The organism is Brevundimonas diminuta, from assembly GCF_039673845.1.
GTDB lineage: Bacteria > Pseudomonadota > Alphaproteobacteria > Caulobacterales > Caulobacteraceae > Brevundimonas > Brevundimonas diminuta_E.
In genome coordinates, this window is the sequence record NZ_JBDJMK010000005.1 from 110,088 (window position 1) to 134,579 (window position 24,492).

Annotated in this window: 24 protein-coding genes; 13 read left to right on the plus strand and 11 right to left on the minus strand. The window is 63.3% G+C overall.

Annotated elements, in window-relative coordinates; all coding sequences use genetic code 11:
- Positions 1-201 precede the first annotated feature (201 nt).
- From obgE to ABE454_RS06805, 6 genes are all read right to left on the minus strand, one after another.
- Entirely contained in the window at positions 202-1,257 is a 1,056-nt protein-coding gene (gene obgE / locus ABE454_RS06780) for a GTPase ObgE (RefSeq protein WP_346530344.1), read from the minus strand.
- Between the two features lie 58 nt (positions 1,258-1,315).
- Positions 1,316-2,434 (minus strand): alanine dehydrogenase, encoded by a 1,119-nt coding sequence (ald, locus tag ABE454_RS06785; RefSeq protein WP_346530346.1) that lies wholly within the window; start codon positions 2,432-2,434, stop codon positions 1,316-1,318.
- 142 nt (positions 2,435-2,576) lie between these two features.
- Positions 2,577-2,714 carry an entericidin A/B family lipoprotein gene (locus tag ABE454_RS06790; protein WP_346530349.1) on the minus strand — a complete coding sequence of 46 codons (138 nt, stop codon included), beginning with the start codon at positions 2,712-2,714 and terminating at the stop codon, positions 2,577-2,579.
- A gap of 61 nt (positions 2,715-2,775) precedes the next feature.
- Entirely contained in the window at positions 2,776-4,455 is a 1,680-nt protein-coding gene (locus tag ABE454_RS06795; protein ID WP_346530352.1) for a sensor histidine kinase, read from the minus strand.
- A 119-nt stretch (positions 4,456-4,574) separates the two neighbouring features.
- Positions 4,575-5,183, minus strand: a complete 609-nt coding sequence (locus tag ABE454_RS06800; RefSeq protein ID WP_346530355.1) for a sigma-70 family RNA polymerase sigma factor — start codon at positions 5,181-5,183, stop codon at positions 4,575-4,577.
- Positions 5,180-5,383 (minus strand): NepR family anti-sigma factor, encoded by a 204-nt coding sequence (locus tag ABE454_RS06805; protein ID WP_346530358.1) that lies wholly within the window; start codon positions 5,381-5,383, stop codon positions 5,180-5,182. Before ABE454_RS06805 ends, ABE454_RS06800 begins: the two co-directional genes overlap by 4 nt.
- Before the next feature lie 197 nt (positions 5,384-5,580).
- Here ABE454_RS06805 and ABE454_RS06810 point away from each other — a divergent pair, with 197 nt between their 5' ends.
- Positions 5,581-6,372 (plus strand): response regulator, encoded by a 792-nt coding sequence (locus ABE454_RS06810; RefSeq protein ID WP_346530360.1) that lies wholly within the window; start codon positions 5,581-5,583, stop codon positions 6,370-6,372.
- 70 nt (positions 6,373-6,442) lie between these two features.
- Here the strand turns inward: ABE454_RS06810 and ABE454_RS06815 are convergent, their stop codons facing one another.
- Entirely contained in the window at positions 6,443-6,733 is a 291-nt protein-coding gene (locus tag ABE454_RS06815; protein WP_346530363.1) for a hypothetical protein, read from the minus strand.
- Between the two features lie 347 nt (positions 6,734-7,080).
- Here ABE454_RS06815 and ABE454_RS06820 point away from each other — a divergent pair, with 347 nt between their 5' ends.
- Together ABE454_RS06820 and ABE454_RS06825 are read left to right on the plus strand one after the other, a co-directional pair.
- A complete protein-coding gene (locus ABE454_RS06820; RefSeq protein WP_346530365.1) occupies positions 7,081-8,103 on the plus strand; it encodes an NADP-dependent oxidoreductase in 1,023 nt (340 codons plus the stop codon).
- Positions 8,104-8,120: 17 nt separating this feature from the next.
- Positions 8,121-8,528, plus strand: a complete 408-nt coding sequence (locus ABE454_RS06825; protein WP_346530368.1) for a MaoC family dehydratase — start codon at positions 8,121-8,123, stop codon at positions 8,526-8,528.
- Between the two features lie 108 nt (positions 8,529-8,636).
- On the opposite strand, the gene ABE454_RS06830 is transcribed toward ABE454_RS06825, so the two are convergent.
- The 3 genes from ABE454_RS06830 to traA all read right to left on the minus strand — a co-directional run bounded on the left by ABE454_RS06830 (position 8,637) and on the right by traA (position 13,427).
- Positions 8,637-9,443 carry a PIN-like domain-containing protein gene (locus ABE454_RS06830; protein WP_346530370.1) on the minus strand — a complete coding sequence of 269 codons (807 nt, stop codon included), beginning with the start codon at positions 9,441-9,443 and terminating at the stop codon, positions 8,637-8,639.
- On the minus strand, positions 9,443-11,059 hold the full coding sequence (locus ABE454_RS06835; RefSeq protein ID WP_346530372.1) for a DUF262 domain-containing protein: 1,617 nt from the start codon (positions 11,057-11,059) through the stop codon (positions 9,443-9,445). Before ABE454_RS06835 ends, ABE454_RS06830 begins: the two co-directional genes overlap by 1 nt.
- A gap of 178 nt (positions 11,060-11,237) precedes the next feature.
- Positions 11,238-13,427, minus strand: a complete 2,190-nt coding sequence (gene traA, locus ABE454_RS06840) for a Ti-type conjugative transfer relaxase TraA (protein ID WP_346530373.1) — start codon at positions 13,425-13,427, stop codon at positions 11,238-11,240.
- Positions 13,428-13,629: 202 nt separating this feature from the next.
- On the opposite strand from traA, the gene ABE454_RS06845 reads away from it, so the two are divergent.
- From ABE454_RS06845 to ABE454_RS06890, 10 genes are all read left to right on the plus strand, one after another.
- Complete coding sequence (locus tag ABE454_RS06845; RefSeq protein WP_430825825.1) at positions 13,630-14,070, plus strand: MucR family transcriptional regulator; 441 nt, start codon at positions 13,630-13,632, stop codon at positions 14,068-14,070.
- A 99-nt stretch (positions 14,071-14,169) separates the two neighbouring features.
- Entirely contained in the window at positions 14,170-14,478 is a 309-nt protein-coding gene (locus tag ABE454_RS06850; protein ID WP_346530375.1) for a conjugal transfer protein TraD, read from the plus strand.
- Between the two features lie 4 nt (positions 14,479-14,482).
- Complete coding sequence (locus ABE454_RS06855; protein ID WP_346530378.1) at positions 14,483-14,755, plus strand: conjugal transfer protein TraD; 273 nt, start codon at positions 14,483-14,485, stop codon at positions 14,753-14,755.
- 77 nt (positions 14,756-14,832) lie between these two features.
- Positions 14,833-15,750, plus strand: coding sequence for a HEPN domain-containing protein (locus ABE454_RS06860; protein ID WP_346530381.1), 918 nt, complete (start codon positions 14,833-14,835; stop codon positions 15,748-15,750).
- Between the two features lie 647 nt (positions 15,751-16,397).
- Positions 16,398-16,616, plus strand: coding sequence for a hypothetical protein (locus ABE454_RS06865; protein WP_346530384.1), 219 nt, complete (start codon positions 16,398-16,400; stop codon positions 16,614-16,616).
- Between the two features lie 6 nt (positions 16,617-16,622).
- Positions 16,623-18,464, plus strand: coding sequence for a hypothetical protein (locus ABE454_RS06870; RefSeq protein ID WP_346530386.1), 1,842 nt, complete (start codon positions 16,623-16,625; stop codon positions 18,462-18,464).
- Between the two features lie 154 nt (positions 18,465-18,618).
- Positions 18,619-19,263 (plus strand): hypothetical protein, encoded by a 645-nt coding sequence (locus ABE454_RS06875; protein WP_346530388.1) that lies wholly within the window; start codon positions 18,619-18,621, stop codon positions 19,261-19,263.
- Entirely contained in the window at positions 19,260-20,444 is a 1,185-nt protein-coding gene (locus ABE454_RS06880; RefSeq protein WP_346530390.1) for an AAA family ATPase, read from the plus strand. Before ABE454_RS06875 ends, ABE454_RS06880 begins: the two co-directional genes overlap by 4 nt.
- Entirely contained in the window at positions 20,393-21,223 is an 831-nt protein-coding gene (locus ABE454_RS06885; RefSeq protein WP_346530392.1) for a hypothetical protein, read from the plus strand. Before ABE454_RS06880 ends, ABE454_RS06885 begins: the two co-directional genes overlap by 52 nt.
- A gap of 19 nt (positions 21,224-21,242) precedes the next feature.
- Positions 21,243-23,126, plus strand: coding sequence for a hypothetical protein (locus tag ABE454_RS06890; RefSeq protein WP_346530395.1), 1,884 nt, complete (start codon positions 21,243-21,245; stop codon positions 23,124-23,126).
- Between the two features lie 401 nt (positions 23,127-23,527).
- On the opposite strand, the gene ABE454_RS06895 is transcribed toward ABE454_RS06890, so the two are convergent.
- Positions 23,528-24,433, minus strand: coding sequence for an FRG domain-containing protein (locus ABE454_RS06895; protein ID WP_346530398.1), 906 nt, complete (start codon positions 24,431-24,433; stop codon positions 23,528-23,530).
- Positions 24,434-24,492 lie beyond the last annotated feature (59 nt).

Here is a 24,492-nt window from a genome sequence, read left to right on the forward strand (position 1 = left end):
TAGGGGGCGGAAAGGCCGGCGTCATCCGGGGTTCCGCTTTCCTCCCCATTCTATGGGGAGGTGGATCGGCGGCGCAGTCGACGAGACGGAGGGGGTGTCTCGACGGTCGGCATGGGCGTCTCGACGGTCGAGGTCCGCGTCGCCCCCTCCACCACTTCGTGGTCCCCCTCCCCATGGAATGGGGAGGAGAGGCGCTGCGTCTTACGGCTGCCAGCCGCCCGGGGTTTCGGGGATGACGTCCTCGCCCTCGTCGCTGACCTCGCCGCGGGTCAGTTTGACCTCGGCCCAGGCGGCGCGCAGCAGGTCGGTCACGCCTTCGCCCGAGACGCCGGACACCAGCATGGGGCGACGGCCCGCCACGGCTTCCAGCGCCGCCGCCTTTTCCTCTCGGATTTCAGGCGTCAGGGCGTCGATCTTGTTCAGGGCCAGAATCTCGGTCTTGTCGCCCAGACCCTCGCCATAGGCCTCCAGCTCGCCGCGGATGATGCGGTAGGCCTCGACCACATCGTCCTGCGTGCCGTCGATCAGGTGGATCAGGCTGGCCGAACGCTCGACGTGGCCCAGGAAGCGGGTGCCCAGACCGGCCCCCTCGCTGGCGCCTTCGATCAGGCCTGGGATGTCGGCGATGACGAAGCGTTCCGACGGGCTCAGGTCCACCATGCCAAGGTTCGGCGTCAGGGTGGTGAACGGATAGTCCGCCACCTTGGGCCGCGCCGCCGAGACGGCCGACAGGAAGGTCGACTTTCCGGCGTTCGGCAGGCCCGCCAGACCAATGTCGGCGATCAGCTTCAGCCGCAGCCAGATCCAGCGCTCCTGACCGTCCTGACCGGGGTTGGCGTGGCGCGGCGCCTGATTGACCGGCCCCTTGAAGCGGGTGTTGCCCCAGCCGCCGTTGCCGCCGGACAGCAGCTTCACCTTCATGCCCGGTTCGTCCAGATCGACGAGCACCGTCTCCTTGTCCTCGTCCAGCACCTGGGTGCCGACGGGGACGCGCAGGACCACGTCCTCGCCCTTGGCGCCGTGCATCTGGCGGCCCTGGCCGTGGTTGCCGGTCTGGGCCTTGAAATGCTGCTGATAGCGGAAGTCGATCAGGGTGTTCAGCCCGTCGGCCGCCTCGACCCAGACGTCGCCGCCCTTGCCGCCGTCGCCGCCGTCGGGCCCGCCGTTGGGAATGAACTTCTCCCGGCGGAACGAGACGGAGCCCGCGCCGCCGTTGCCGGAGCGAATATAGATCTTGGCCTGATCGAGGAACTTCATGGGCGCCTTATGGCCCAGAAGCGCGGCGAATTACAGGCAGGCGATTTCAGCCTTGGGTTCAGTCGTTCGACCAGACGCCGAAGGGGTCGCTCCACGCCATGTCCAGCGCCTTGCCGACGGCCGGATGGGTGATCTCGCCTTTCAGCACGTTCAGGCCGTGAGCCAGATGCGGATCGGCGCGCAGGGCGTCCAGTCCCCGGTCCGCCAGGGCCAGACCATAGGGCAGGGTGACGTTGTTCAGGGCCTCGGAACTGGTGCGCGGCACGGCGCCCGGCATATTGCCGACGCAATAGTGGATGACGCCGTCGACGACATAGGTCGGATCGTCGTGGGTGGTCGGGCGCGAAGTCTCGAAACAGCCGCCCTGATCGATGGCGACGTCGATCAGAACGCTGTCCTTCTTCATTGACGACAGCTGGTCGCGGCGCACCAGGGTCGGGGCCTCGGCGCCCGGCGTCAGGACGGCGCCAATCACCACATCGGCCTTGGGTAGTTCCTCCTCGATGGCGTGCAGCGAGGAATAGCGGGTGATGACGCGCCCGCCGGTCACTTCGTCGATGTGGCGCATCCGGGGAATCGAGCGCTCCAGCACCACCACCTCGGCGCCCAGCCCCACGGCCATGCGCGCGGCGTTCAGCCCGACGACGCCGCCGCCCAGCACCAGCACCCGCGCGGGCGCCACGCCCGGCACGCCGCAGAACAGCAGCCCCATGCCGCCCTTGTGCTTCAGCAGGGTCTCGGCCGCCGAGAAGACGCCGATGCGCCCCGCCACCTCGGACATGGGCGCCAGCAGCGGCAGGCCGCCGTTGCGGTCTGTGACCGTCTCATAGGCGATGGCGGCGCAGCCCGAGGCCAGCAGGGCCTTGGTCTGTTCGGGATCGGGCGCCAGGTGCAGATAGGTGAACAGGATGTGTTCGGGCTTCAGCAGGGCGAACTCGGCGGGCTGAAGCTCCTTGACCTTCACGATCATGTCGCTGTCGGCGAAGACGGCGGCGGCGTCGGGGGCGATGCGCGCGCCCGCCTTGATGTAGTCGGCGTCGGTGAAGCCCGCGCCCAGACCGGCGCCCGTCTCGATCAGGACGGTGTGGCCGTGGGCGACGTATTCGCCGGCGGCGGCCGGCGTCAGGCCGACGCGGTGTTCATTGGTCTTGGTTTCTCGGGGGGAGCCGACGCGCATTTTTCTTTCAGTGTCCTGGTCCCGACGTGGGGCGGGCGGACGCTAAACAAGCCGCCCGGACTGCGCCAGAGAAAAATAAAACCCCGCGGACGTCGCCGTCGCGCGGGGTTCCACCTGACCTGAAAAGGTCGTTATGCGGAACTTAGTTCTTGGCGTCCTTGGCGGCGCCTTCGACAGCCTGGCCGGCGGCCTGGGTGTCCTTGCCCACACCCTGGATGGTGTTGCAGGCGGCGGTGGACAGGGCGGCCGCAGCAACGGCCAGGATGATGAGTTTGCGCATGGAATTCTCCTGAGACATGGGCCTTTGGGGGGACGGCCCACCGGACTTCTGAACGCTATGCTCAAGGTCGGGTTCCACTGACCTTGAAGGCGGCGACTTCGCGCACCTTGGCGGCGCCGCTGGCCTCGGGGGTGGCGAAGGTCAGACGGGCGATCGAGCCGCCATCGGGAGCCGCCACGATTTCGGCCTCGCCGCGCAGCTGTTTGGCGAAGGCGATCATCAGGGTGCGTCCCACGCCGGGCGCCGCCGTGTCGGTAAAGCCGGGCCCGTCGTCCTGAACCTCCAGCACGCTGGTGTCGCCGTGGACGCGGAAGCGGACCTGAAGATCGCCGCCGCGATCGTCGAAGGCGTGCTTCTGGGCGTTGGACACCGCCTCGACCACCCACAGGGCCAGGGGCGCCAGCTTGTCCGGATCGATGACCAGCGGGTCCGCCTCGATCGAGGTGGTGACCAGCGGCCCGCGCATGGAGGCGCCGGCGACAAGTTGTCCCACCAGTTCGCGCAGGAAGGTCTCGGAGTCGGCCTCGCGCACCGGCTCGCTCTGGTAGAGAATGCGATAGATCAGGGCGAGCGCGGCGATCCTCTGGCGGGTGTCGCCCAGCGCCGCGTGGGCGGCCGGATCGCTGACCGCCCGCTGCTGCATCGACAGCAGGGACGAGATGATCTGCAGGTTGTTCTTCACCCGGTGATGGATCTCGCGCATCAGCGCGTCCTTTTCATCGAGCGCCTCCAGCAGGGCGGTGTCGCGGCGGGTGATCGTGTCGCCCAGCGAGCCCAGCGTCCGCGCCAGCACGCGGATTTCGGTCGGGGCGTGTTCGGCCTGCACCGGGCGGACCGAAAAACGCCCGCGCGCATAGATGGCGGCCACCCGCTCCAGATAGACCAGCCAGCGAACCAGCATCCGTTCCGACAGCAGCATGACCGCCGCAAAGGTCGCCAGCCAGGCGCCCAGCGGCAGCAACAGGGTGCCGAACGGATTCAGCCGCGCCCATGACAGCAGCCCCGGCGCGGGCGCCGACAGCAGGATGAAGACGTCGCGTCCCGACAGCGGCGCCCCGGCGTAGACGCGCAGGGTTCCATCGGCGTCGCGTCTCTCGAACAGGTCGCTGTCGCCTCTGGCGGCCTTGTCGACCCAGGCGTTCACCGCGTCAGGGTCGCTCAGGACAAAGGCGTCGGGGTCGGTCGCGATCAGGATTCGGCCGGTGGAATCGACCAGGGCGGCCTGCGAACCGGGGGGCAGGGCCGGATCATTGATGTTCGGCTGCAGGGCGGCGGCGGGCAGGACCGCCGCGACCACGCCCTCGAAGGCGCCCATGGGCCGTTCCGAGCGGACGGCGACGATCAGGGCGCTGGGGTCTGAAGCGGTCCACTGCATGGCGATCTTCTCGCCGCGCTTCAGGCGCTGGAACCACGTCCTTTGCCTGATCTTGTCGGCGCTCGGCGGGCGGACCGTGCTCGAGGCGCAGATCGCCTCGCCGTTGACGTCGAAGCGCGACAGGCCGGCGATGTTCTCCATCTGCTCGACCAGAGGCGTCAGGCGCGGCTCGCAGTAATAGCTGGCGCTTTCCGGGGCCAGGGCCTGCAGCAGCACCAGGGCGGTGTCGATGCTGGTCTTGGCGTCGACGGCGCTGCGGTCGGCCGCAAGCTGCAGGTCGGTGCGCTGGCTGGCGGCCTGCCGCCGGAATCCGGCCTCGGTCTGGATCGCGGCCAGCAGCAGGATCGGCAGCAGGGCGACGGCCATGCCGACGCCCAGCCGGAACCGGATGCCCTGCAGGTTGGGGCGCCCGGTCCTGCGACCCGAAAACCGACTCCAGAAGCGACTCCAGGATCGGCGCAGAAACCGGCCGCCCCGCAGCACGCTTACCCTCGTCCGGCGCCGCTCAGCCTGTCGGCGTCGGCCAGGATGGAGCGCATGGCGTCGCCTGCGGACTTGCCGTCGCGTTCATAGCCGCCGCGTTCCAGCGTGGCCTGAAGCGCCTTGCGGGCGCGCGAGACACGGCTCTTCACCGTGCCGACGGCGCACTGGCAGATTTCAGCAGCTTCTTCGTAGGCGAAGCCGCCGGCGCCGACCAGGATCAGGGCTTCCCTCTGTTCCTCGGGCAGGGTGCGCAGGGCCTGACGCAGTTCGTCCAGGGCGACAGGCGCCTCGGGATCGTCGACCGCGATCAGGGTGCGTTCGGCGGCTTCCTGATCCAGCTGGGTCTGGCGCCACGAGCGGCGCTTTTCCGAATAGAACTGGTTGCGCAGGATCATGAAGGTCCAGGCCTTCATGTTCGTGCCCATCTGATAGCTGGCGCGGGCGTCCCACGCCTTCATCATGGCTTCCTGCGCCAGGTCGTCGGCCGAGGTCGGGTCGCCGGTCAGGGTGCGGGCGAAGGCGCGCAGATGCGGGATCAGCGTGACCAGTTCGGCCTTGAAGGCGCCGTCATTCGCTGACGGCGGCCGGGGAGCGGGCGAGGGGCTGGTCACTGGCCCTCCTTGGTCGACGCTTCGTCGGCGCGTCGCAGGATTTCCAGAAATTCGTCCGGCACCGGCTCATTGACGACTTCATCGAACATGTGGCGCAGTTTTACGCCGATGGCCTGCTGACGCAGGTGGACCTCTTCCAGCCCCGGGTCTCGCGACGGCGACCCGTCGGGGTGAGCGGGGGTGTCCTTGGTATTGATCATGGAATGTCCGGCTGCCGCCAAGCCTGTTGATACGCCTGTTGAAGCGGAAACGCCGCCTCTCCGATAGGGTTCCTAGCGTCTGGCCTTTTTATGCTCAAGCTGGCTTTGCGACCGGAACCGTGGCGCATTTGATACGTTGTTGCCTCTTGTGGCGCTGCTTAAGGTGCGGCGCTGAGACTGTCGGGGAAAGAAACAATATGAGCCTTTTGGCCAGACTTGCGCCGCATCTGCCTTATGTCCGTCGCTACGCCCGGGCGCTGACCGGTGATCAGACGACGGGCGACAACTATGTGCGCGTGGCGCTTGAAGCTCTGGCGGCGGGCGAGCGTCAACTGCCCACCGACATGACGCCGCGCGTGGCCCTTTATCATGTCTTCCACGCCATCTGGTCGTCGACCGGCGCCCAGCTTGAAGGCGCGACCGCTGCCGACGGCGATGACGCCGCCCAGCGCCTGATGCGGATTTCTCCGCGCTCGCGTCAGGCCTTCCTGCTGACGGCGCTGGAAGGTTTCACTCCGTCCGAGGCGGCGCAGATTCTGGCCGTGGACCCGCGCACGGTCGAACGCCTGATCGCCGAGGCCCAGTCGGACATTGACGCCGAACTGGCCACCGACGTCCTGATCATCGAGGATGAGGCCATCATCTCGGCCGACATCGAAAGCCTAGTGAAGGAGCTGGGCCACAGCGTCACCGGCACCGCCACCACCCACGATGAGGCCATCGAAGCGGTCGCCCGTCGCAAGCCCGGTCTGGTGCTGGCCGACATCCAGCTGGCCGATGGGTCTTCGGGCATTGATGCGGTCAAGGACATCCTCAAGCAGTTCGACGTGCCGGTGATCTTCATCACCGCCTTCCCCGAGCGTCTGCTGACCGGCGAACGGCCCGAGCCGACCTTCCTGATCACCAAGCCGTTCCAGCCGGAAACGGTGAAGGCGGCGATCAGCCAGGCCCTGTTCTTCCATCCGTCGCGCAACCGACAGGCCGCCTGACGGCGCCGGATACGGCCGATATCTTCAGGGCTCCGCCGCGGCGGAGCCCTTTTTCATTGGCGAGGGGCGTTCACGGCCGGGCCGGAGGCGGCGCGGCGTCCGGTTCTGCGGGCATGGATGGATCGGCAGGGACGACTTCGACGGGCGTCGGCCGGGCGCTGGAGTCTTCGACCGTGTCCTGCAGGCTGTTGTTGTTCAGCGCCCACCATCCCAGCAACAGCAGGGCCGCCGCCGCGACCGAGACGATCAGAACGATCAGCAGCCGCCGTCCGCTGCGTCCCTGACGGACATATTGCGCCTCGACGGGGCGGTGCTCATGCACGGCGTCGGCGGAACGGGAATGCGGGTCTTGGTGGGTCACGGGCTCGCCTCCTTCAGGGTCGGGCCGGATGTGCGGCCCTGAAACTCAACGTGGCGACAGACCGCGCCGTTCCGGCAAAAGCACGCGCGGAGGCCCGCATGCGCTTCGCCGCGCGCATCAGGGAACTGGCGTCGCCCCGCGTCGTTACAACCGGGTCGAGGGCTATTCCCGGACCGGCGCGCTGGTCTTTGTCCTCGCCTCATTCTCGATGATGCGACACCTTGGCGGATCCCGGATGGGGTCCGCCTTCTTTTTTGTGATCCGCCATCCGCCGCCCCGCTCTCGACTTCACCGCCTGGGGCGCCACTATGGGTTCTGAAAGAAAACGCTCTGTGGGAGATGCAAAGATGAGCCTGCGCAACAGACAGTGGATCCTGCGCCAGCGCCCGCGCGGCCTGATTCAGGACGGCGATCTGGAACTGGTCGAAAGCCTCGTGCCGGACCTGAAGGACGGCGAGGTTCTGGTCCGCACCGTCTATCTGTCGATCGACCCGACCAACCGCACCTGGATGAATGATTCCGAAGGCTATCTGCCGCCGGTGGGGCTGGGCGACGTCATGCGCGGCCTGACCTTGGGCGTGGTCGAACAGTCGCGCGGCGAACGGTTCAAGGAAGGTGATCTGGTCACGCCGCTGTCGGGCGCCTGGGCCGACTACGCCGTCGTGCCGGAGGCGGGGCTGCGGCCGGTGCACCGCGCGCCGGGCCTGCCTCTGACGGCCAATCTGTCGGTGCTGGGGATGACCGGCATGACGGCCTATTTCGGCGTCACCGACGTGCTGAAGGCCAAGGCGGGCGAGACGCTGGTGATCTCGGCGGCGGCGGGGGCGGTCGGCTCCATCGCCGGTCAGGTGGCCAAGCAGCGTGGCTGCCGCGTCATCGGCATCGCCGGCGGCGCCGAGAAATGCCGCTGGCTGACCGAAGACCTCGGCTTCGACGGCGCCGTCGATTATAAGAATGAGGACGTCGGCGATGCGCTGGACCGTCTGGCGCCGGACGGGATCGACCTCAACTTCGAGAACGTCGGCGGCGACATCATGATCGCCGTCTGGAACCGGCTGAAGGTGCACGGCCGCATGGCCGTCTGCGGCCTGATCTCGGCCTATAACGCCACGCGGATGCCGCCCTCGCCGAACTTCTCGCGCCTGATCACCCACCGTCTGGACGTGCAGGGCTTCCTCGTCCTCGACTACGCCCACCGCGCCAAGGAAATGGTCGCCGAGATGGGGCCGTGGCTGGCTGACGGAAAGATCCAGTGGAAGGTCCATGTCGATGACGGACTGGAAGGCGCGGTCGGCTCGCTGAATCGCTTGTTCACCGGCGACCATGACGGCAAGCTGATGGTCCGGGTGTCGGAAGAACCCGCCGCCTGACGGAGGGAAGACCACGCATGACCGAGCCGCTTCACGTCCATTTCGAGGATCTCGAGATCGGTCAGGTCATTCCCCTGGGCGCCTGCGCCGTCGATGCGGCGGCGCTGGAGCTGTTCGCCGAACGCTTCCTGCCGGGGTGGGACACGGCCTATGGCGCGCCTGACGCCATGGTCTATGCGCTGTGGAGCCGTCTGGCGGCGGACCGCTCGGCGGGCTGGGCCGGATCGAAGACGCTGGCCGTCGATGGCCTGCGTTTCCTGCGCAGCCCTCCGGCGGGCGAACTGCTGCGCGGACGGCTGACCGTCATGGGCAAGGACCCGGTCGGCGATGAAAAGGGCGTGGTCATCGCCCAGCAGGACCTGCTGGACGAGGCGGGGCGGCTGGTCTTCTCCTGCCTGACCCGCGCCCTGATCGCCCGCCGCTGACGCTTCCTTCTCCCCTTGTGGGAGAAGGTGGCTTGCTAAACTACAATAAGCCCTAAGATTTTACACCCCTCTGGTTTCTGTGCAGAAGGTGTGAAGCCAGATCGATATCTAAATGGCTAGGACGACCTGTTTGATAAGGTCATCTATGGACCAAATCTCGAATGGCACACCAGCAATAGCCTGGACTTCGGCAGCCAAAATTGGGTGCGGTGTCCCTTCGCGCGACCAGTCAATTTTTCTGTCGTGAGATACGAGAACGACACGCTGAACGTCTGCGCCATTCTCCATGGCTGTTTGGATCCCAGTTAAAAGATCCGCCCATATGAAAAAGTCGCCATCTCCGTCGTCCTTAAAACCCGGTGGAGTCTTCGTTAGTTTGCGATGTCTTGCAATTTCATGGAGAACACTTCTCCGAACGAATGGTACAGAGGCTTTATCAGCCAATACTTCTAAGAATGCGTTCGTGCGGCTTATCGTGGCGGCGTCAAAAACATGACCGTATTCACTAGAAAAATCTTCGATTTGAGCTTGAAATTTCGCAGAAAACTCTGCGAATGCGGTGTCAATTTTCTCTATATCACCTTTCAGCTTTTCAAAATTTTTTCTTATAGCTGAGGCCATAGAATCTACGGCCACAAATTGGTTGTTCCAGAATTCCTGAATGGCTTGGCCTGGGAGTATGATCGGAGCTGAATGCGATGATCGAATATAGTCGATTACATCGACGCTTCGCTTGTGCGTTGAAAGGCGCAGGAAGACGTTTGCGTCGAAGGCAATGGCCGTACTGGCCAAGCTAACCGTTGATGGCTCCGGGCGTAGGGAAAACATCAATGCCCTAAGGGCATCGATGTTTGTCTTTCGGTCGAGCACATTAATAAGTGCTGTCTCATGAGGCGTTAGCTCAGCCGCCATCATTATCGATACCACAGGTTTCCGCCAGCTTCCGCTAGCTCGACACCGATATTGGCCACGGCATCAGTGTCCCAGCTTCCGACCTGAGAGAGCCGGGCTTTCCACTCTCCTTGCACACTATGAGGCATGATCAGAGCTTTGAACGAATTCCAGTCGGTAACCTCGCGAGGGCGTCGCTCAAGGTCGGCTAGGAATGTATTTCCAATGGTGGATTGCCAGAAGGATCCATCTTCCTCGCTCATGGTCTTCCAGTCGCCCGCCTGCCGCTCCCATATAAAATGAAGCGTTCCAGAGTGGTCTGGCGTGATACTGTCCTGAATAATAGATCTACGCAGGAATGCGAGGACAGCCTTATTGAATGATCTCTTCTTTAGCTGATTTACGAATTCATCTTTCGATGGGTTAAGGTCGCTGAAATCATCGATTATCGATGACCAATTTCCTGAATCGGCCACCTTCTTAGCGGCCTCGCCAAACCGCCGCTCAACGTTACCGGTTCCTAGGTTCCCAACCACCATGCGGCGTACAACTAGCTGCAAAATGAACCGCATGCCGTCTACAGAATGAGGCACGTCCGACATCGCAAGAAGTATCGGTCGTACGGCAATGACGCCCAGGCTGTTGAGGGCCGAAAAAACGCCCAGAGCGTCTTGGTCAGCAGGTCCAGCAGCAGTCTGGTCTATCATTTGCAGATAGAGAGGAAGGCGATCTTCGAGAAGCGCCATCAACCGGTCTGGGGCCGGAGGTGTTCTGCCGCGAGACTTGTCTCTCTGGGCAAGAAATCCAAACAAGTCCTTAGGTAGGATGTGCCCTCCCTCAACGGTCACCACGTGGCGAATATACTGCACAAAATTATTTGTACCTTCAGGGGGGAACGGTCTCGAGACCTCCTTCCATTGATCATACCGGTCATCTCTTTTTTGTGGTGCCGTTTGACTGAGAATGTAATTTTTGAGCAAATCTGCAGTTGTAAGGTCTTTTCCTCTAGTGTTGATTACCTCAAAAACCTGATACGCAGTTGCTGGATCCGGATGTATGAACACCGCAAAGTATAGGCGGTTGGTGATAAACTCAGTCCACTTTCCAAGCCGCTTAAATGGATCTGTCGAAAGGTCTGATTGTAGGGACGATTTTACAAAGGCATATGACTCTAGCATCTTTTCAGATACAGAGCCTGGAATTGCAGAAATGGATGAAACATCGCCAGTATCAAGAAGGGTCTGGAATGTTTTATTATCAGACGGATCAGTTAAAAGTATGCGTGGGTCAGTGCTATCAGTTTCGTAATCAATAGACCGAAGAAAGTCAGATTGAATTCTGTCAGCAAGCGCCCTTCTGTCTCTAATGAGAGCCTCGTGGTAAAGCGCGGTAGCCAACAAGCTAAGCGTTATAAGTCGTTGCTGCCCATCAACGACATACCTTGTTCCGTTTTCCTCGGTAAGGATCACCAATCCAAGGAAGTAAGAGTCAGCGTCGAGGCTACCACTCAGATCACGCCAGAATTCTCCTACTTCCTCCTTGCCCCACGCATATTCTCGCTGGAACGACGGAACAGTAAATCTGGAGTTCGATATGAGCGCGCCGGCACTGCTAGCAGAGGCATTTAAGGGGCTGGTCATAAGGCATCCGAATTATCTGAAGGCAGCCCGGGGAGGCTGAAGCTTTGTCTCGCAGGGTGTCAATCGTACTTATCGGATTCGGATACCAAAAGGGTAGCGCGCCCTGCTTCATCCCCACATCGCCAGCAGTTCGGAGCGGCGCTGATGCTCAGGGCGGATAGGAAGAGAGCAGCTTGGGTCACGAGCGAGTTCGATCGCGGCGGAAGTGATGGCGGGTGGATTGCATTGCCGCCGCAAGGATTGCGCTCGTTGCAAACTCTTCGCGCCCATACCGCAATTTCGTTGCGTCGCGATGCCGGCTCATCGCCACATAAGCCGCGTGTCGATCCATGTGCCTACTAGCCAGAACGTAAGCCCTATCGACCGTCGCCCCCTGCATCTTGTGAATCGTCGCGGCGTAGCCGTGCGCCAGGTCCGTATATTCCTTGCGGTCGAACCGCAGGTTTCGGCCGTCATCCAGTCGCACCTCTATTGCTGACGGACCAAGCGCAGCCAGGGTCCCTAGCGTCCCGTTTTTCACTCCGAGGGACCGCTCGTTCCGTAGGAACATCACCCGGTCCCCAACTGCGAAGGCCCGCTCTCCGTTCGTAGTCTCCACCGGCTGATCCGGTCCCAACTGCCCGGCAGCTCGCAGCGTCTCCCGCGCCTGCCGATTCAGCTCCGCCACGTCCGCTCGCGTGTAGGCCAGCATCATCTGGGACGCCGCCGGATCGCACCCCCGATCCAACATCCAGTCCTTCACTAACGCCCGTCGCGCCTCGTCGCGCGTATCGTGCCCGTAGACGGCGCCTGCGGCGTCGTATCGCTCAATGGCGGCCTGGGTTCGTCCCGTCGCCAGCTCCCGCGTCGCCGCCCGCTGCCAGCCCTCGCGTTGGCGGCGCACCTCGGTGATCTCCATGGCGCCGTGTCGCTCGACCAACTGCCGGAACGGCGCCCCGGCCTCAATGGCCTGAAGTTGTTCCGGATCACCGACCATCACGACCTTGGCGCCGCCGCGTTCAACCGCTTCGAGGATGCGGCACATCTGCCGCGTCCCGACCATGCCCGCCTCATCGATGACCAGCACGTCGTTGCGCGTCAGGTGGTCCCGGCCACGCGCCCAAGCGTATTCCAGGCTCGCCAGCGTCCGTGACGGAATGCCCGAGCCCTTCTCCAGATTCTCCGCCGCGATGCCGCTGAGCGCGGCGCCTACCACACGATAACCTTCTGCCTCCCACGCCGCGCGCGCGACGCCCAGCGCAGTGCTCTTGCCGGTCCCCGCGTAGCCGACGATCGCCGCCAGACATCCGGCCGACAGCACATGCGCCACCGCCAGCACCTGCTCGTCGCCAAGTTGCGCCACGGCGGCCATTTCCGCTCTGGCCGCGCGGCCAGTGCGTTCGGTGATGGCGTGATGAGGCTGGCTCTCCAGCCGGTCAGACGCCCGAAGCATGGCCTCCTGTGCGCGGATCAGGTCGCGGCTGGTGAAGCGCTCCCGTCCACGTTCGTCGGCTCCCAGATGCACCAGCTCCGGTGGCACGAGGACTTTGACGTAGAGCCGCTCAAACTGATCCCTGCCGTCGGTATGGCGAAAGACGAACCGCGCCAGATCATGACGGGTGAAGGTCTCCTGTGTGTGGGTCAGAGCTTCGAGGGCAGCGGCCGGATTGCGAAGCAACCGGTCGCCGTTGCGGCGCGCGATGTCGCGGTGCTGGTCGGCCCGTTCCGAGGCCCGGCCGCGCGCTTCAGATCGCGCGGCGGCCGGGCCGATCTTGAGCTGGGGCTCAAGGTCGATGCCCTGGTCCTTGAGGCTGCGGTGATCGATGCGGATGTCGAGGTCGAGTTCAGCCAGGCGGACGTTCACATGCTCGCCCCAGGCTTCGCGCCAATGCTCCAGTAGGGCGGTGCTGTTCCAGTCCCGCGCCTTGGCGCCGAAGCCGTCGCGGCCGACTTCCCGCAGCGCCAGCATCACATGCGCATGGGGCCTGGGTAGGCCGTCCTCGCCGACATCGCAGTGGACGTTCAGATCGGCGACCATGCCCCGCCGCACGAACTCCCGCTCGACGAAGGCGCGCGCCAGCTCGATGGCGTCGTCAGGCTTCATCTCTCTGGGCAGGGCGAACTCGATCTCCCGGGAGAGTTGGGCGTCTTTACGCTTCTCGCCCCATTCGACCTCGTTCCAGAGCGCCTGTCGGTCGGACCAGCGCTCGGGCGCCCCGTCCGGTAGCAGGATTTCCGAGTGCAGCACGCCGGACTTGCGGCTGTAGTCGAAGGGCTGCTCGGTGCGCTCGTCGAACAGACGCGAGGCCGAGCGATAGGCTGCCGCCGCCACGGCGCTGCGCCCGGTCGAGCGGGAGATGATCTTGGCGGAGAAGTGGTAGATGGCCACGACCGCAGCGCCTTGAGCAAAGCGCACGTCGGAACGACGTATAAGCGCGCACTCCGGACAGCATGTCCGTCGTGACGGGGACTGGCGTCCCGCAAGTCTACGGAGGTGGAAAGCCGCGATCCTTCATGGCGTCCGGTTTCCGGGCAGGAGGGGACGTGCAAGGCTGAGCCGTATTACTCCCCCACCGCCAGGACCTGAATGCATGGATGAGCTGACCGCCGAGACCGACCTGATCGGCATGACCGCCGACATCGTTTCGGCCTTCGTTTCGAACAACGCCATCGCGACCGACGCCCTGCCGCGCCTGATCGCGGGCGTGCATGGCGCGCTGGCCGGCACGACGCAGAGTGCGGTGCCCGAACCCGAACCTCAGACGCCTGCGGTGCCGATCCGCAAGAGCATCACGCCGGACCACATCATCTGCCTGGAAGACGGCAAGCCCTTCAGGTCGATGAAGCGCCATCTGTTCAACAAGTACGGCCTCACCCCGGAGGACTATCGCGCCAAGTGGGGCTTGCCGACGGATTATCCGATGGTGGCGCCGAACTACGCCGCCGCGCGGTCGGAACTGGCCAAGTCGATGGGCCTCGGCCAGAGCGGTCGCAAGCCTGCCAAACGCGGACGCAAGCCGGCGGCCAAGTAAGCCGCTCACGCCCGCGCACTACCGCAGACTTACGGGGGCGCGCGTAAGGCGGGACGCAAGCATGATGGCGGCTCTTCGAAGGAAGAGAGAGCCGTCATCATGCGAAAGCCCAGAGACATCGACGCCGAACTCGCAGCGCTGGCGGAACGCGCGGCGGCGCTGAAGGCGCGCCGGGTCAGCCAGCTTGGCGAACTCGTCATCGCCAGCGGCGCGGACGCCATGGGCGCCGACGTCCTCATGGGCGCACTGAGCGCCGCAGCGACTGAGAAGAACGAACAGATTCGGGCCCAGTGGCGCCAGCGGGGCGAGGCCTTCTTTCGGGGCGAACGGACGCGCGCCGCTGCGACAGGCGCTTCGCGTCACGGCTCAAAGGCTGGCCCGGTTTCCAGCGCTGACACGCCGGGCTGAAGCCATGCAGCGGCGAGCCGAACATCAGGAACGTCAGGACGCACGGCGCGCCCGCACCCGTCACCTGATCGAACTGGGCGGCCTGGTGCAGAAGGCGGGCCTGGTCGAACTGACGGGCGACGACCGCAACGCCATCCTCGGCGGCCTGATCACCATCGCCGCCCTGCTGCACAACGACCGACGCACCGAGGTCGTAGCGGTTCTTGCGCACCGGGGGCGGCGCGCCTTCAGGCGTGACAAGGAGTCCCCCAGTGGCGATGCTCCCGCCCCATGGTGATCCGTCGCGAATACCACAGAGCTGGCCGAGAGGAGCTTCGCCTTGCGAAGCGCGGCGGTAACGGCAAGACTCGCCGAATGAAGACGAGTCTCGACCATCTGCCGCTCGGCAAACGCCGCGAGCTGGAGCACGTACTCGGCGTCATCAAGGACGAGTTCCGCAAGGCCATCGCCAACCGTCGCGCCGAAGGCGTGAAGGACGGCCAGATCCTCAAGGTCATCCTCTACGGATCATACGCCCGGGGCGACTGGGTCGAAGACCCGGTCGGGCGCTACTTCTCCGACTTCGATCTGCTTGTCGTGGTCAGCGATGAGAAGCTGACCGATGTGTTGGAGTTCTGGGAGGGTGCCGAGAAGCGCCTGCGGCGGGACCTCGCCTCGGGCGCCAATCTGCGCACCCCCGCCGACCTGATCATTCATTCGCTCAAGGACGTGAACGACCAACTGGCCCAGGGCCGCTACTTCTTCGCGGACATCGTGCGCGAGGGCGTGGTGCTGTTTGAGGCGCCGGACCATCCATTTGTTGATCCGCAACCTCTTCCAAGCGATGCGGCGGTGAAAGAGGCCGAGAAATACTACGCCGAGTATATGACGTCAGCGAGCCGCTTCATCACGCACGCTCGCCTAGACATTGAGAACGAATGGAACAGCCTAGCGGCCTTCCATCTCCATCAGGCTGCGGAGAACTTCTACAACGCCGTCTTGCTCGTCGCGACGCTGTACACGCCGAAGTCCCACAATCTGGTCCGGCTGCGAAATGCAGCCGAGCCGATCGATGCGCGGTTGGCGGAGGTCTGGCCGACGGAGACGAAGTTCCAGAAGCGGTGCTTTGAGCTCCTGCGCGCGGCTTATGTGAAGGCGCGGTACTCCGAGCATTATCGGGTGACGACTGAGGAACTCGCCTGGATGCTGGAGCGACTGAAAGTGCTTGAGGACGTGGTGGAGACGATTTGCCGCGATCGGTTGAATGAGTTGAACGCCGCCAGTAAAGGCTGAAACGCGCCAGAACCGGACATGGGCTAGAAGCTCGGTAGCTGACCTTAAACGTGGCTCACTGTCGAAGACCGCTTCCGACCCTTGGCTGCCGAAGTGCGGATTAGCTTTCGGGCCAAACTGCACCCCATCGCACTCACAAATCGAACTGCTCGGAGATCTCCAGAGCGTCATCCACCTCGATGCCGCGGATAGCGAGCCGTGCTCTCCAGCTTCCCATGTCCAAGGAGCAGCTAGCAGGCACGTAGATTGCCGACTTTCTTGTAGATCAGTGCGACCTTGGTACCCGCCTCAGGCTATGGGTGTCCTAGGCACCAGGATTCAGGTCGATCATCTGAACCCAACCATCGACGAGCCCGGTGTACTATCGAATGTTGATGTGGGCGCCGGCGCTGATCCGGCTCGGGAACAGCCAGTCGTCCGACCGAGACCTGAGCATATCCGACCAGTGGGTCAGCGCCTCCCGCGCGGGTTCGGTGATCTCGAACGGACCAGGACTGCGCATCGGGGAACAACCGGGAAGCGAGCGTCAGGTCTGGTGGCCGAAGTCCTCAGAATGCCTGCTGGCTCGACACGATTGCAAATGACGGCGATATGTGATTTTTATTCGGCGAAAATATTGACGAATACCATAACAAGGACGCCCGTAAGTGACACTAAAACGCGAAAAATTCCGCGAATTGGCTGAAGGACGCACGACCAAGGCGCTCGATGCGATCGCCCGTATCGGCAACCTGTCGAACCGGCAGGTCTACGAATACGAGGACGGAGAGGTGAAGAAGATCATTCGGGCGTTGCGTGACGCCGTCGCGGAGGTCGAGGCTCGGTTCGAGGCGCCGCGGACCCGCAAGTCCGGCTTCAAGCTGTAGGCAGCCATGACCCCGTCCAGCGTCACCCCGATCCAGATCGACGACATCGACTTTCTCGTCTCAACCACCATCGAACGATGCCCACGCACGATGATGGTGCGCGAGTTGGCGAAGAACGCAATGGAGGCGGCGTCGCTCGCTCCCGGTGGCAGTCGTCAGGTCGTCTTCCGCACCGTGACGTTCAACGACACGCCCAAGCTCGCGATCTGGAACACCGGCCCCGGAATGGACGCCGCCGAGCTCTATCGGATGTGCGACCTCGCCTCGTCCATCCGCAAGCAGAAAGGCCTGGACGCCAATTTCGGGATGGGGGCGAAGGTGGCCTCCCTACCGTCCAACCGATTGGGAATGGTCTACCGCTCCTGCAAGTCTGGTACGGTCAATGAGGTGATCCTCTGCGAGCGCGACGGACGCTACGGTCGTCTTCGGCGATCACTGGAGAACGGCGACCTTGTCGAGGTCATCGACGTGACCGAACTGGCGACCGAAGAAGGATACGACCTGACTTACGACTGGACGGAAGTTCGGTTGCTGGGGAACGAGGCGGACCAGGAGACAGCCCGCGCACCGTACAACGGCGATCCAATTGTCGATGCGCAGTGGCTAGCGACCTACCTCTATCATCGGTTCTACCGCCTCCCTGACGGTGTCCGTGTGACCCTCCTGCCGGGGACGCACAAACTCGGTGACGGAACCCGGGCTTTCGAGCCCCTTCCGCGCCGCGCCGCCGCCGGCGCCTTCGAACGGACAGAGACGGTCGAGGCACCCGACGGTATCAAGATCCACTATTTCTATGATCCGCCCTACGAGAAATCGCCGAGCCACAACCGCTCAATCAGCGGCGCGATCCAGTCCGCCCTAAGCCTCGCCGGCGTCGTTTATCGCGATGAACTCTATGATGTGAAAACCGGGCGGGCCTGGTCCATCAACGCGCCGCTGTTCGGCATCCCCTTCGGATCCAAGCACATCTCCGTCCACATCGAACTGCCGGACGACGCGGCCGTGCTACCGGAGGCCTACCGCCAGTTCCTCCGGTATCAGGCCGGGGAGCAGGATGCGGTCCAGGCCGCGCATTTCGGCGACCTCGTTGCCCAGCATCGCCCCCAGTGGCTGATCGATGTCATTCGATCATTCGCGCCGGAGAGCACGTCCAACGACGACATCCGTGACGAGCTGCAGAAGCTGCTCGACGAGCTCAGGGTCCGGCGAGTTTCGCCAAGGCCTACCCCTGCCGGGATCCGTCTGATCGATCCGGCGAGCGGGGTCGGCGTTCAGCCTACGCGAGACGGAGAGGCCGGAGCCGGCGGCGGCTCAAAGCCCAAAACCAGACATGTCGATCTGAATCTGGCACCCCAGGGCTCGAAGGCGGCGGATCTCTGGAAGGACCGCGAACGCGCGCCCGAAATCGTCCTTCTGAGATCGCCCGAGGAGATCGACGAGAAACAGTTGCGAGGAAGAGCTGGCCGCTACTACGAGAACGGCCAGTTGTTCCTCAATATGCTCTATCCATCGATTGGCGAGATGCGTGATGCGCTAGAAGCCTCCTATGCTACGGTCGCCGATCTCGACAGCATGCGTGAGGCTGCGGTCCGGCAGGCCGAGAAGAGCATGGTGCTGCGCGTCGGACGTGCGGTCGTCTTCGCCCTGGCGAAGCAGCTCAACAAAGAGTGGGATCCCGACGCCGTGCGTCATGCTCTCGCGCCCGAGAGCCTCAGCCTCGCGGCTGACGACTTCTACGACTCCATCCAGAGCGCGCGCCGCAGCATGGGTCGACAGTTCCGACCCAACCGACAGGGTGAAGAGGTGGTGGTTGAAGACGAGGACGACTTCGTGCGCGAGACCAGCTGACACAGCGCGGATCCGCTGTGGCGATAACCGAGACCCGCCTGTGTAAAACGACAGGTGTAAATGCTTGTGACAGGCGGTTCATGATCTCACGCAGAGGTTGCCGTCTAGTTTTGGTGGCGGTAGCGTCGATACGGGTGCGGGGGACGTTGCCGTTTTGAACGCCACATATCTTGATGAGCCAACGCGGCAGTTTCGCGACGCGCTTCGGCTACTCTTCATCCTCGCCTATGCGGGTGAAGCAGCCGGCGATCCGCCGCCGGAACCCGATGCGGTTCGGGTCATCTGGTCCCAGAAACGCCTGCAAAAGATGGACTTCTGGATGCGCAATCCGGACCATCTGGCTCACGCCCTGCTAGACGAATACGAGGCCAGCGAAGACGCCGGATGGCTGCGTAAGGCTAAGGCCATTCTCAACAGTGAAGAGCCCGAGCTGCGTCGTGACGCCATGGCAAAATATCTCTGGGGTGCCTACGAGCCGATCGATACTGGTCTGGCGCCGCTCATCAGCTACGGCCTCGCCGTGACGCGTCGTCACCCCGCCAACCGCCGTCGCACCTATTTCCTTCTGGCGAAGGGAGCCGAGTTGGCGGGCCGAATGGCAAAGGAGATGGCGGAGGCGACCTGGTATGCGGATCGCGCCGGTCTGGTCGGCCGACTCTGCGAAGGCCGCAGGGGAGAGGACCTGGCGCGCATGCAGTACCAAAACCCCGAATACGCCAACGCCCCGAACGGCGAGACAATCAAGTCTATCGCCGAGCAGGTTCGCAAGAGACTCGAAATACTGGAAGCCGCCCGATGAGGGGAACACTCCCTGAAGCTCCGCTCGCGCCGCTTCGTGACGCCGTCGCCGATAAAGCCAAGGTCTCGCCGGCCGCGGTGGACCTTGTGCTGTCCGAGATCGGCGTCGGGGAGGAGCGGCCCACGCGTCGGGCGGATACCCTTGCGATCCGGCGCCTTGCGTTTAGCGGGGTCAAGCGCGCGACCAAATACGAGGATGGTCCCTATCAGTTCGCATGGTCGGATCTCGGGCCAGGTCTGTTCGGAATTCTCAGCCCCGATGCCAACCAGATTGGCAAGAGCACTCTGCTCGACGTCATGGTCTGGGCTTTGCGGGGGCGACCGAGGTCGCTGAAGCCGGAGGTGCGGGCTTGGATCGACGAGGTCGAGTTGGACTTCACCATCGGAGGCGAGCGCTATTGCGTCAGCTTCACCGACCTCGACGGCGTCCCCCAGGGCAAGCTGGTGTTACAGGCTCCCGGACCGGCTCGAACCCTCCAGGCCTTCAAGGGCGAGGACCATTTTGAACAGGTGATGGGCAACCTCATGATGGAGCGCTTCGCGCTGCAGCCCATCCCGAATGTGAGCCATACGGGTGAGGAAGCTAGCCAATTCATGCATGCATGGACGGCTTATGTAGCCTCGATGTTCATCGAAGGCTCCCACCCTGCCATCTTGGGCGACGTCACCACCGGCGCCCTCTGGTGGCGGATGCTGCAGCTGTTCATGGGCATGCCCTACGCAGCGACCCACATGGCGCTGAGGAACGCCGTCACGCTTGAACAGGCGCAGGCTGAAGGCATCTCCGTCGCTCGCGCTGCCCAAGCGCGCTATGGCGTCGAGATCAAGCATCTCGAGGGCGAGACGCGACGGTTGAAGGAACTCCTGAAGAAGGAGGCCGGAGCCGCGATCAGCGCTAGTGAGTTGGATGAGCTGAGTGCTCAGAACGCCACCCTCTTGCGGGAGTCCAGCGACCTGCAGGTGAGGGTCTCGGAGCTAGAGATCGCAGGTTCAGCCTGCGCACCCAGCGCTATGAAGCCAAGGCCACTCAACGGCGCCTCAAGGAGGGAGCCGCCTCGCGGAAGGTTTTCGCCGGTCTCGATCCGGTCTGCTGTCCTCGATGCTCGAGCGCCTTCGAGGAGGCGCGCAGTTTGGCCGAAGAGGCCGAGGGCCGATGTGCGGTCTGTGATCGCTCGACGCTGAACGATGATGGCGAAGCGCTCGAGGAGGCGCTGGAGGCGGCGCGGGAACGGGTCGAGAAACTCATGGTCGCCGAGAAGACGACCCAGTCCAAGCTTGACGCGGCCCGGAAGGAGCTGACGAGCGTCGTGAAGTCGCGGACGGCGGTCGCGGACAAGGTGCGTGAGGCGGAATCCCAAGCCGCGGCGATCCGCCGACGTCGTGAACTGGAGGACGAGGCGCTGCGTGTGGCGGGCGCGCTCGACCAGTTGAAAGCCCTCGCCCGTAAGGAAGTGCCGGAGCAGTCGGCCGAGCGCCTAGTGATCCTTAAGGCCGCCGAGCAAATCGCCGAGACCCGGATGAAAGCGGCCAGCATCGACGTCATATCCAAGCTCGGTGACGAGATGGTGCTTATCGCCCAGCGGTTCGGATTCAAGGGACTAGAGAGCGTCACGGTTCGCGGGAACGGGATTCAGGTCCGCATCTCGGGCGTATCGAGCTACTACAGCAAGCAAACCCCTGGGCAGAGGCTTCGCCTTAGGATCGCGCTTGTCATTGCCATGATGAGAATGGCGCATGACAGCGGCTTCGGCCACCACCCTGGTCTTTTGTTCATAGACTCGCCCGGCAGCGAGGAATTGAGTGAGCTGGACCTGCTGGCGATGATCTCGGAGATTAACCAGATCGCTGAAGAGACGCCGAACCTGCAGTTGTTCGTGGCGTCCGCCCGGGGCAACCTGCTGCAGCCAGCCTTCCACAAGGGCAACGTCATCCTCCCGACGGGTTCCGGGACCATGTTCTGATGCAGCCGGTGATAGAGTCATGATGGATGTAGCCGAACGGCTCTCGGCTGTTCCGGCGCCGTCGCTCGCCGACCTCGGAGGCTCGGAGGCATTGAGCGGTCAGCTTCACCTCGCCACGGACCTTCATGCTGACAGACTTGTGTGGGCCATCCTTAGCTCTGGAGCGGTCACCCCCGACCTCTTTCTTATCATCCTGGACATTCTGAGGCGTAACCGTCATCCGCTTGTACTGGCCGCTGCTAGCCAGCATGTGGCGACGGCGAAGCTGGCCGCCGGAGACGCCCGCACCGCCCAGAAGGTGTTGCTAGAACGCATCTCCGAGCGAGGGTCAGATCTAGATGCGGACCGAGCGTCCGAGGCGCTCGCGGGCGCCTTTCTGCTTGCTCAGGAGGCCGGTGCCTCCAGACCGTCCGTCATCGCGGCCTTGGATGACGTTCGGCCCGATGAAAATCCCTTGTTCGTCGCCCGTGCGGCGCGGCTTGCGGGACTGGCGTGGCTGTGGTCGCAGTCGCCTGACCTGACCGTCGTTCTGGAACGACTGACGCTCAGTGCCGAGGCCTCCGATCAGGCTCTCTATGAACTGGCGCTGATCGCCCTTGACGATGCGCTCGGACAAACTGACCTCGCCGCTTTGTTGTCGGGCCTGGAGGCGGCTTCGGAAGCCTTCAGTCGAGCTTCTGCGGCGGGACCTGACATGGACGAAGCTGCCGCGCTGGATCATGCCGTCTCGGCTGTCGCGGGTTACTGTTGGGGGCGCAATTCGAGGGAAGTGGAGTCCGACATCGCGTTGACTCGGGCCATAGCTGGATCGCGTTTGGTGGAGATGGATCGCTCGGCGCTGCGCGGCTGGTTGCGCCCTTCCTTCGCCAGCGAGACCGCGTGGTATGGCCTTGTTAGCGCACTAGAGGGCTTGCCCCTCAGGCTGGAGGAGGCGAGTTGGCTCAACGCGGTGCCAGTGCTCCGGCAGCTCGGCAGGCTTCGCGAGAGTTTGGCCGGTGACCTCGCGTCGGATGGCCTCCGTGCCGCAGTGATCGATCGAACGGCTGGCAGCCTGGTCGCGCGCGAGGGTCTCAGGGCTCACGTCCGCGCGTGGGCGGACGATCCCGGCACGCCGCCCGAAGAGCGCAAGCATGCTCAGGCACTACTCGAGACTATGGCCCAAGCCGGCGGGGTTGGGCCGGGAAAGCCGAGCGGCGGGATGGGGGAAGCGCCCGACGGTTCACCTGACCCGCTGCAGGCGCTGGCCAGACTGGATAACCTCGCACACGGGAACCCGCTCGTCGGGAAGCTTGAACAGGTCTATATCCAGCTGACCGACGCGTTGCGAGGTCATCCCGACTACACCGGCACCGTTCGGTTGGATATCCGCGTTCTGATCAAAAACATGATCCGCTTCCTCGCCCACTGCCTCGACGTCACCCCGTCGGCCGCCGACGGATTTTTCGACTTTCTCTTCGCACTGAGGGATGAAGCTCCCCTGGAGCGCGAGCTCCAAAAAAGCCTATGGCATTCACTGTGCCTTAGCGCCGACGGAATTCCCCAACACCAGATCCATCGCGAAACGCCAGACATAGGGACGGGCCGAGCCGATGTATCCATCACGCGCCCCGACTGGCGGTGCGTGATTGAGATTAAGCGCGAGCTGATCGACGCGTCCCGAGAAGGCATCCGCAAGTATCTGGGCCAAGCCGCCAGCTATCTGCTAACGGGGCCGAAACTGGGTTTTCTGGTCGTCCTTGACCTGTGTTCGCAGAAGGCCTGGTCCCTTACGGTGGAGGACAACTGCTGGGTTGAGCAGGTGCAGGGCCCGGCGGACAGTGCGCCCCGCGCGATCATCGTATGGCGGATACCCGGTGGTCGGCCGGCGCCTTCGAGTGTGAAAACGCCCATTATGGTGGCCTAGACGATCGTGCCGTCGGACATCGCATTCCATGACGGGGGGGACGGGCGCGGGCGCCGCCAGACTGCTTTGGCATTCCGCACTTCAGCGAATCTCGTCTTGGAATGTGAAGCGCGGAGCCGGCGCTATGATCGGGTCACCCGTGCAGAGACGGTGTGTCACCTCGACCTGAGGGGCAACAGCGGCCACGCTTGTGCTGACGGATACCCGAGGCAAGCAGTGGGACGGAAGCGGACGTCAGTGAGTGAGCTGGGCAAACGTCTGCTTCGCGCGTCGAGCTCAATGTCCGCTGCTGACGATTGACGGCCGTCGCAGAGCTGAGGCTGACTCCTGGCCGGCTCGGCTCTGAGTTTCCAGTTCCGGAGCGTCGCGCTCTTTGGGGCACGCTGCCCAACCGATCACCACTAGGTCGAATAGCGCGCTTTAATTCGATTGGCCGCACGATCCAGCTCTGGAAAGAGCGTGCTGTCCGATATGCCGAGCAACTCGAGCGCCTTACGCAATGGGCCCTTGGCGTCCTTGGGTATGACGAACTTTGTCTCGGTGATCGGATGAGCGAAATTGATCTTTTTCGTGGGCGTCAGACCATAAATAATGAAGCCGCCTGCCTGAGATAGTATCCGACGATTGCTCATTTTCGGGTGGACATAATACGGTTTGAAAAGGTCGATTGAGTTGATGATCGGCAGGAAATGTGGCTTCTCGGCGCGGATGAACTGGTGAAGGCGTTGATAGACAGGCTCGTCATTTATCCGCGCGATTTCCGCGCTTAGTTTGGTTCCGGCTGCTCGATTCTGCCGTATTCTGACTATCTCTACCTTTTCCCGCGCGGTCATGTTTGCCAAATTGGCAAGGCAACTTATGGCGTCGCTGTCGAAATATTTTTCGCGCTCCTCGGGAACGGCGAAGGCTGTCACCGCCCCGTCGCTTTCTTCACCAGCGGGGCCCGGATCGGTAGCAAAATATAAGGCCACTAGGGGGTTCTGCGACACGTCCATCAAACGGGTAGGCAAGCCGAAATGCTGCATCCGCACCAGACGGTCAAACATCGTCTCGTCGGTGGCGAATTCGCCAGGATGGACAGAAACAAGGTCTCGGACTGCTCGCTTTTCACTGTCGGCCAGACTGGTCAGATCTGAACGGAACAGACCCGGAATATTGGGCCAGCGGGCATCGCGCTGGCCTCGATAGCATTTGAATAAAGGCTGTGCATCAGCATAGGCGGTCATCGAAGAGATGAAGGCCGTTAGACTCGATCCGTGCTCCTCACCTGCCGAGGTTGTGGCCGGCAATATCTTTAAGTTCTTCAAAGGCTACCCCTCCAGCGCACAGCTTCGATTGTTGCGTTTCCGTCACCGGGCGATCAAGA

Coding starts and splice junctions, on each gene's coding strand:
- obgE (WP_346530344.1), bottom strand. CDS start 1,257: ATGAAGTTCCTCGATCAGGCCAAGATCTATATTCGCTCCGGCAACGGC.
- ald (WP_346530346.1), bottom strand. CDS start 2,434: ATGCGCGTCGGCTCCCCCCGAGAAACCAAGACCAATGAACACCGCGTC.
- ABE454_RS06790 (WP_346530349.1), bottom strand. CDS start 2,714: ATGCGCAAACTCATCATCCTGGCCGTTGCTGCGGCCGCCCTGTCCACC.
- ABE454_RS06795 (WP_346530352.1), bottom strand. CDS start 4,455: ATGGCCGTCGCCCTGCTGCCGATCCTGCTGCTGGCCGCGATCCAGACC.
- ABE454_RS06805 (WP_346530358.1), bottom strand. CDS start 5,383: ATGATCAATACCAAGGACACCCCCGCTCACCCCGACGGGTCGCCGTCG.
- ABE454_RS06810 (WP_346530360.1), top strand. CDS start 5,581: ATGAGCCTTTTGGCCAGACTTGCGCCGCATCTGCCTTATGTCCGTCGC.
- ABE454_RS06820 (WP_346530365.1), top strand. CDS start 7,081: ATGAGCCTGCGCAACAGACAGTGGATCCTGCGCCAGCGCCCGCGCGGC.
- ABE454_RS06825 (WP_346530368.1), top strand. CDS start 8,121: ATGACCGAGCCGCTTCACGTCCATTTCGAGGATCTCGAGATCGGTCAG.
- ABE454_RS06830 (WP_346530370.1), bottom strand. CDS start 9,443: ATGATGGCGGCTGAGCTAACGCCTCATGAGACAGCACTTATTAATGTG.
- ABE454_RS06835 (WP_346530372.1), bottom strand. CDS start 11,059: ATGACCAGCCCCTTAAATGCCTCTGCTAGCAGTGCCGGCGCGCTCATA.
- ABE454_RS06845 (WP_430825825.1), top strand. CDS start 13,630: ATGGATGAGCTGACCGCCGAGACCGACCTGATCGGCATGACCGCCGAC.
- ABE454_RS06850 (WP_346530375.1), top strand. CDS start 14,170: ATGCGAAAGCCCAGAGACATCGACGCCGAACTCGCAGCGCTGGCGGAA.
- ABE454_RS06855 (WP_346530378.1), top strand. CDS start 14,483: ATGCAGCGGCGAGCCGAACATCAGGAACGTCAGGACGCACGGCGCGCC.
- ABE454_RS06860 (WP_346530381.1), top strand. CDS start 14,833: ATGAAGACGAGTCTCGACCATCTGCCGCTCGGCAAACGCCGCGAGCTG.
- ABE454_RS06870 (WP_346530386.1), top strand. CDS start 16,623: ATGACCCCGTCCAGCGTCACCCCGATCCAGATCGACGACATCGACTTT.
- ABE454_RS06880 (WP_346530390.1), top strand. CDS start 19,260: ATGAGGGGAACACTCCCTGAAGCTCCGCTCGCGCCGCTTCGTGACGCC.
- ABE454_RS06890 (WP_346530395.1), top strand. CDS start 21,243: ATGATGGATGTAGCCGAACGGCTCTCGGCTGTTCCGGCGCCGTCGCTC.